Source organism: Sutterella wadsworthensis 2_1_59BFAA (genome assembly GCF_000297775.1).
GTDB classification, from domain to species: Bacteria; Pseudomonadota; Gammaproteobacteria; order Burkholderiales; family Burkholderiaceae_F; genus Sutterella; species Sutterella wadsworthensis_A.
The window spans coordinates 211,235-217,692 of record NZ_JH815519.1 but is presented as its reverse complement, the minus strand read 5'-3'; the positions used below and the strand labels follow the sequence as shown (position 1 = coordinate 217,692).

Annotated in this window: 5 protein-coding genes; 3 read left to right on the top strand and 2 right to left on the bottom strand. The window is 62.4% G+C overall.

Annotated features, from left to right (window positions below; translation table 11 throughout):
- Positions 1-209 precede the first annotated feature (209 nt).
- Positions 210-1,604 carry a hypothetical protein gene (locus HMPREF9465_RS13295; RefSeq protein ID WP_038007536.1) on the top strand — a complete coding sequence of 465 codons (1,395 nt, stop codon included), beginning with the start codon at positions 210-212 and terminating at the stop codon, positions 1,602-1,604.
- 26 nt (positions 1,605-1,630) lie between these two features.
- Here HMPREF9465_RS13295 and HMPREF9465_RS10105 read toward each other — a convergent pair whose 3' ends face one another.
- On the bottom strand, positions 1,631-2,062 hold the full coding sequence (locus HMPREF9465_RS10105; RefSeq protein ID WP_005436647.1) for a hypothetical protein: 432 nt from the start codon (positions 2,060-2,062) through the stop codon (positions 1,631-1,633).
- Between the two features lie 474 nt (positions 2,063-2,536).
- Here HMPREF9465_RS10105 and HMPREF9465_RS10100 point away from each other — a divergent pair, with 474 nt between their 5' ends.
- A complete protein-coding gene (locus HMPREF9465_RS10100) occupies positions 2,537-3,352 on the top strand; it encodes a MetQ/NlpA family ABC transporter substrate-binding protein (protein ID WP_005436645.1) in 816 nt (271 codons plus the stop codon).
- A gap of 78 nt (positions 3,353-3,430) precedes the next feature.
- Here HMPREF9465_RS10100 and HMPREF9465_RS10095 read toward each other — a convergent pair whose 3' ends face one another.
- Entirely contained in the window at positions 3,431-3,802 is a 372-nt protein-coding gene (locus HMPREF9465_RS10095; protein WP_005436643.1) for a winged helix-turn-helix transcriptional regulator, read from the bottom strand.
- 105 nt (positions 3,803-3,907) lie between these two features.
- Between HMPREF9465_RS10095 and HMPREF9465_RS10090 the strand changes: the two genes are divergently transcribed.
- Complete coding sequence (locus tag HMPREF9465_RS10090; protein WP_005436641.1) at positions 3,908-6,457, top strand: heavy metal translocating P-type ATPase; 2,550 nt, start codon at positions 3,908-3,910, stop codon at positions 6,455-6,457.
- The last annotated feature ends 1 nt before the right edge of the window (position 6,458 follow it).

Sequence of the window (6,458 nt, the reverse complement as noted above, 5' to 3'; positions counted from 1 at the left end):
TGGTCTGCTGCCATGCCTCAGTTCGCTCTGCTGTTTGGCGAGCGCTTTACAGGTGCCATGGAGTAAGACAAGGGGTATGATTAGACTACCCGCGCTATCGCATCAGGTCTGGCATACTGCATCACAAAAAACAAAGGGCAGCCTCGTTGGGCTGCCCCTGGAATAACCTCCCCAGACACAGAAATCCTGACACTCCCCGTGATCTTCGCGTGCGGTTCCGCTTGAGCGAGCATGACTTTCATGCCGACGTCGCCAAGCACCACAAGGCTTCGGGACGCGGCCACCTGCTCGGCATCAACGAGGGTCAAAAACTCGCTTCGAGAGCGTGGATCTCGGTGGAACGCCACCTCTACAACGGCGGCTCTCCGAGGTTCATCAGCTCTCGACGCGGACTGCATTCGATCGAAGGGAAGACCAATCGCACCGGCATCATCTGGAAAGCAGATCAGCAGTGCGTAACCGTCTGCAAGCACGTGTACCGTGTTCGCGTTGACAAGCGCGACGACTGGCTCACCCGGGCTTTGCAGGATCCGACGGATCCCACAAAGCCCAGAAAAGTGAAATACTGTCGGATCGTGCGTGAAATGCGCAAAGGCAAGGAGCGCTTTTTCCTTCAGCTCGTTGCCGAAGGGTCAAGCCCCCTGAAGCACGCCTACGCCGGCAAGGATCTGCGCATGGCCATTGATCCGGGACTCGGTTCGCTCACCTATGCGACTGAGGACGGGACAATTGCCAAAGTGCAGATCGCGCCGAGCGCGGACACGGATCACCGTGCCGTGCGCAAGCTTCAGCGTGCGATGGAGCGCAGCCGCCAAGCGACGAATCCCGACAACTACGAAACGGTTGAGGTGGTTCGTCACGGCAAGAAGCACAAGTCTCTGAAGGTGAAGTCCGGAAGGCTTCAGTGGCGTTTCTCGAAGCGCTACGAAAAACTCCGGTCTGAACTTGCGGAGATGCTTCGTCTTTGCGCCGCCACGCGAAAGCGCGAGCACGGTGAAGTCTGCAACTGGCTTCTCGGCCATGCGGGCCACATCATTGTGGAGGACAACAGTTATAAGGCGTTCCAGAGGGGACGGTTCGGCAAGACCATCGGGCGACATGCGCCGGCAGCGTTATACGCACAACTGACGAACAAGGCTGAAAGCGCCGGTTTGTTGGTGGAAGTCGTATCGCCAAAGAAGCTCAAGCCCACGCAGCACAATCTGCTGACGGGCCAATTTGTCAAGCACGAACTTTGGGAGCGCCGCGTACGATTGGGCAACGATGAGGACGATCGCTGGATCGACCGCGATGCGGCGGCTTGTCTGAATCTGTTGTACGCAGATCTTGAAAAACAAACCTACGCCCCGGAACGGATCCGTGAGGCCGTTCCAGCCGGAGTAACAGCCTGGCTTGACGCCGGTGTCGTAGTCATTCAAACCCGAAAAGGGATTACCGAGCGCGAGTTCGGGAGGTTCCGACGGCGGGGGATTCCGTCCCTTACCGTACAAGGGCTGCGTCAGCAAGGATTTCGTGGTCGGAGTGACAGCAAATCGGGGACAACCCCGAGGCGAAAAGCCTCGACTGTATCGAAACCCTCCCACTTCAGTGGTGAGGTTGTTTAGCCTGAGCTCTTCGGAGTTTTCTCCTGTCAGTAGAGCTGCACGACGCGGTATGGCTCGGCGTCCCTGATGAAGGGGCCGATGGCTGCGCTCCTGAGCTCCTTGCAGTGCTTCTTCACGATCTCTGCGACCTCCTGGCCGAAGGGTTCGACGTCGATCTTGCGGGCGCGGCGACGGAGGTACTTGGCGATGCTCTGGCTGGCGGCGTAGTCGGATCCTGCGGCCTTGAAGAATTCGTTGATGAAGAGCGCGAGGATGAGCGGCGTGTCGACATTCCTGTCCGCCTTGAAGCTGTTGAGGTCAGCGCAGAGATTCGCGTCGAACCCCAGGGACCTGAGGCCGTTGACGGACTGGGGATGAAGCTCGCGGGGCAGGAAGCGCAGGTTGTTGAGAAGCTGTTCGGAGCGGGTGGGGAGCGTGGCGCGGAGCATGAGCTCCATGGGAAGCGTGATGTTTGACATGGCGGACTGAAACGGAAGTACGGAACTCGAACGAATGTTGACGGCGAGGGCGCGCTGCAACGCGATGCTTCGCCTTGGATTCGAGTATGGGGCAGTTCGCCGAAGGACATCGAACTATTTGAAGGTTGCATGACCTGCGCCAAAAGTGCCGTATCAGAATCGTGAAATGATCCTGTGAAAAGTGCGGGTTTTGTCGATAAAACTGTTGCGCCACAATGGTTTTGGTGGTGTTTCCACTGGATCATGCCGATGCACGACATTCCGTCGTCCCTTTTCTAGGTTGTTTGCAGTAGAGCGAAAAGTGCGATCTTAAGGTAGAATCGTCGGTACTTCGCCGGATCCGCGGGAACCGGCAGGGCTTCCAGAACAAGACATGCAGTCGGGGCACCGGATCCTCTCCGGTCAACTTCCTTTCAACGCCCTCGCATGCCGGAGGCTTTTGTCCTGTTTCTCATTATTCAAGGTGGATTAATCATGAAATTCAAGCTTTTCGCTTCTGTGTGCGTGGCTGCCGGCCTCGCCTTCGGTCTTGCCGGCTGCGGTGACGACAATGCTCCCAAGAGCGGCGACGCCAAGACCCTCACGGTCGGTGCGAGCCCCGTTCCGCACGCGGACATTCTGAATCTCATCGCCCCGCAGCTCCAGAAGGAGGGCATCACGCTCAAGGTGATCGAGTTCTCCGACTACATTCAGCCGAACCTCTCGCTCAACGACAAGGAGCTTGACGCCAACTTCTTCCAACACAAGCCCTATCTCGACTCCTTCAGCAAGGACCGCGGCCTCAAGCTCACGAGCCTCGTCGCCGTTCACATCGAGCCGATGGGCGTGTACTCCCACAAGGTGAAGAACGTTGCCGACGTTGCCGAGGGCTCTGAAGTCGCCATTCCGAACGACCCGACCAACGGCGGCCGCGCCCTCAAGGTGCTCGAGACGGCCGGCCTCATCAAGGTTCGTCCTGAAGCCGGCGTGACGGCCACGATCAACGACGTGGTCGACAATCCCAAGAAGATCAAGTTCCGCGAGATCGAGGCCGCCCAGCTTCCGCGCGCCCTTGACGATGTCGCGCTCGCCGTCATCAACTCCAACTACGCCCTGGGCGCCGGTCTCAACCCGGTGAAGGACGCCCTTGCCATCGAAAGCAAGGATTCGCCCTACGCCAACATCGTGGCCATCCGCACGGGTGACGACAGCCGCGCCGAGATCCAGAAGCTCAAGGCCGCTCTGACGTCCGCCGAAGTCAAGAAGTTCATCGAAACCGAATACAAGGGTGCCGTGGTTCCGGCCTTCTGATCCCGGCATTGAACCTCTGAACAATCAGGGCCCGCCGCAGCATCGTCTGCAGGCGGGCCTTTTTCTTTCCGGGCGCGCCTATTCGTCGGCGGGCGGCTTCATCGAGCAGCAGGACTTCCGGTTTCTTTTCGCCAGATAGGCGTCGCCCCAGCGGTACATGGCCGTGAGAATGGGTTTGATGCTCTCGCCCGTGGGCGTGAGCGCGTAGTCGACACGAGGCGGAACGACGGGCCAGACGGTGCGCGAGACGAGGCCGTCCGCCTCGAGTTCGCGAAGCTGCTGCGTGAGCATCTTGGGCGTGGCGTCGGGCACGGCCTTTCGCAGCGCCGAGTAGCGCATCGTGCCTTCGAGCAGGTTCCAGAGAATGAGTGCCTTCCACTTGCCGCCGATGAGGCTGAGCGTGAGCGCGACGGGACAGAGCACTTCTTCTGCAGGGGTTTTGTCGGTCATGACGGTATCCTTTTGGGTACTGGATATCAAAATTGTACGTTCTTGCGAAAAGGAACTTGTCAAGGATACACTCCCTGAACCGAATAATCATTCTCATTCAGAACGATGGAAACCAGACAGTTCAACGTGACGGGCATGAGTTGCGCGGCCTGCTCGAGCCGCGTGGAGAAGGCCGTGTGCGCCCTTCGCGGCGTGAGTGCGGCCGAGGTGAACCTGCTCACGAATTCGCTCAAGGCGACGTTTGACGAAGGCGTGCTCGGCGTCGAGGACATCGAGCGTGCGGTGGAAGATGCGGGCTACGGGGCGAGCGAGAAGGGCTTTGCGGGGCGAGGGAGGACTGCGGCCGCGACGGCGCCCGAGGCGGACGCGGAGGCGGCGGCCGAAGCCGTGCGCGTGCGCCTCATCTGGTCCTTTGCGCTGCTCGCACCCCTCATGTGGCTTTCGATGGGGCCGATGGCGGGCCTGCCCGTGCCCGTCATGCTCACGGGGGCGCAGGGCGCTCCGATGATGGCCTTCACGCAGTTCCTGCTCACGCTGCCCATCGTGCTTCTCAACCGCCGCTACTTCACGGGCGGCCTCAGGGCGCTCGTCAACCGCGCGCCCAACATGGACAGCCTCATCGCGGTTGGATCGGGCACAGCGCTGCTCTTTGGCGTCTACGTGATCTACAGGCTTCTTGCGGCCCAGGCTGCGGGTGACGAAGCGGCGCTCCACCACTTTGCGCACAGCCTCTACTTCGAGGGGGCGGCGACGATCGTCACGCTCATTTCGCTCGGCAAGTTCTTCGAGGCGCGCGCCAAGCGCCGCACGACCGAGGCGGTGACGGCGCTCATGAAGCTTGCGCCGCCGACGGCCCTCGTGGTGAGGGACGGCGCGGAGGTCCGCATTGGAACGGATGAGGTCGCCTCGGGTGACATCGTCGTCGTGAAGACAGGCGAGACGGTGCCCGTCGACGGCGTGATTCTGGAGGGAACTGCGCTTCTGAACGAGTCGGCCCTTACGGGCGAGAGCCTTCCCGTGACGAGAGGGCCGGGCGAGGCCGTGACGGGCGTGACGCTTCTGGCGGCGGGCGCCTTCAGAATGCGCGCCACGCGCGTGGGCGACGACACGGTGCTGGCGGGCATCATCAGGCTCGTTGAGGAGGCGACGGCCTCGAAGGCTCCCGTGGCGAGGCTTGCCGACAAGGTGAGCGGCATCTTCGTGCCTGTCGTGATGACAATCGCTCTGGTGTCGGGCCTTGTCTGGTACTGGATCGGCGGAGACCTAGAGTTCGCGCTCAACGCCGCGGTGAGCGTCCTCGTCATTTCCTGCCCGTGCGCACTCGGACTGGCGACGCCCACGGCCGTCATGGTCGGCATGGGCCGAGGCGCAGGCATGGGCGTTCTCTTCAAGAGCGCCGAGGCGCTCGAGGTCTTCTCCGGGCTCAAGACCGTCGTCTTCGACAAGACGGGCACGCTCACCGAGGGCAGGCCCGTCGTCACGAAGGTGGCGGCAGCGGTGCCCGGACTCGAAACCGTGGTGATGCTCGTCGCAGCCGCGCTTGAAAAGCCCTCCGAGCATCCGCTCGCGCAGGCGGTGCTCGCCGAGGCCGAGGCGAGGGGACTGACCGCGCAGGATGTCGATGAGTTCGAGCAGATTCCGGGCGGCGGCCTCAGGGGCCTGATGTCGGGCACGCCGGTGGCGGCGGGCAACGCCCGTCTCATGGAGACGCTCGGCCTTGAGGTGCCCGAGGCGCTTTCCGCGCTCGCACTCGCAGAGGCCTCGCAGGGCGCGACGCCGCTCTTCATTGCTTCGGCAGGGAGCGTTATCGGCATCATCGCCGTCGCCGACAGGGTGAGGCCCGAATCGAGGGCCGCCGTCTCGGCGCTGCGCGGACGCGGCCTCAGGGTCGTGATGCTCACGGGCGACAACCGCCGCACGGCCGAGGCCGTCGGCGCAAGGCTCGGCATTGCGTCCGAGGACATCGTCGCCGACGTGAGGCCCGCCGAAAAGGCCGCGCACGTGAAGGCGCTTCAGGCCGACGGACCGTGCGCCATGGTGGGCGACGGCGTCAATGACGCGCCTGCGCTCGCCCAAGCCGATGCGGGCGTTGCAGTGGGCGGCGGCACGGATGCCGCGCGCGCGAGCGCCGACGTCGTCCTCATGCGCGATTCGCCCGAGGGCGTCGTGGGCGCAGTGGATCTTTCCCGCGCCGTCATGCGCAACATCAGGCAGAACCTCTTCTGGGCGTTTGCCTACAATGTGATCGGTATTCCGATCGCGGCAGGCGTCCTCTATCCCATGTTCGGTCTCCTCCTCAATCCGATGATTGCGGCGGCGGCCATGAGCATGAGCTCGGTGAGCGTCGTCACGAACGCGCTTCGCCTCCGATTCTTCAAGGCGCCCGTCCTCGTCTCCGACAGCGGGACGGACGGCGCATCCACTACAGGGAGTTCCATGATGGAAAAGGTGATTCACATTGAAGGCATGCACTGCGGTCACTGCACGGCCGCTGTCGAGAAGGCGCTTCGCGCGCTGCCCGGCGTCGAGTCCGCGGTGGCGGACCTTGAGAAGAAGGAGGCCCGCGTCAAGGCTGCAGCCGGCGTCTCCGACGTGATGCTCTCGGCCGTCGTGACGGGCGCGGGCTTCAAGGTGACGGGCATCGACACGCTCTGAG

Coding starts and splice junctions, on each gene's coding strand:
- HMPREF9465_RS10105 (WP_005436647.1), bottom strand. CDS start 2,062: ATGTCAAACATCACGCTTCCCATGGAGCTCATGCTCCGCGCCACGCTC.
- HMPREF9465_RS10095 (WP_005436643.1), bottom strand. CDS start 3,802: ATGACCGACAAAACCCCTGCAGAAGAAGTGCTCTGTCCCGTCGCGCTC.
- HMPREF9465_RS10090 (WP_005436641.1), top strand. CDS start 3,908: ATGGAAACCAGACAGTTCAACGTGACGGGCATGAGTTGCGCGGCCTGC.
- HMPREF9465_RS10100 (WP_005436645.1), top strand. CDS start 2,537: ATGAAATTCAAGCTTTTCGCTTCTGTGTGCGTGGCTGCCGGCCTCGCC.